The sequence below is a fragment of the Roseateles sp. P5_B10 genome, assembly GCF_056400485.1.
In genome coordinates this window covers 1-579 of the sequence record NZ_JBFULE010001644.1, presented here as the reverse complement: position 1 = coordinate 579, position 579 = coordinate 1, and the positions used below count along the sequence as shown (strand labels likewise).

Here is a 579-nt window from a genome sequence, read left to right as displayed (position 1 = left end):
GATAGAAGCCGCCATGCTTCTTGCAGGCTTCGCGCACCGCAACGGCGCGATTGCCCTTGGCGACCATCACCATGGAGCCGCCCGCCGCCTGGAACTGGTCGACGAAACTATCCATGCGGCCGGCGGTGGTCGGACCGAACGCGCCGGAGGCGTAACCTTCGGGGGTCTTGGCGGGACCGGCGTAATAGACCGGATGGTTCTTGAAGTAATCCGGCAGCGGCTCGCCCTTCTCGAGGCGATCGCGCAGCTTGGCATGCGCCGAGTCGCGCGCGACGATCATGGTGCCTGTCAGCGACAGCCGCGTCTTGGTCGGATAGTTCGACAGCGTGGCCAGAATGTCCTTCATCGGCTGATTGAGATCGATCTTCACCACCTCGCCGCCGAGCGCCTGCTCGACCTGCGGCAGATATTGCGCCGGGTTATGCTCGAGTTCTTCGAGATAGACGCCGTCTCTGGTGATCTTGCCGAGCACCTGGCGATCCGCCGAGCACGACACGCCGAGACCGATCGGCAATGACGCACCGTGGCGCGGCAGGCGGATGACGCGGACATCGTGGCAGAAATACTTGCCGCCGAACT

Annotated in this window: 1 protein-coding gene; it reads right to left on the bottom strand. The window is 63.9% G+C overall.

Annotated elements, in window-relative coordinates; translation table 11 throughout:
- The coding region (locus tag AC1DU6_RS35085) for a fumarate hydratase C-terminal domain-containing protein (protein ID WP_477863170.1) at window positions 1–579 on the bottom strand (579 nt) is incomplete at both ends.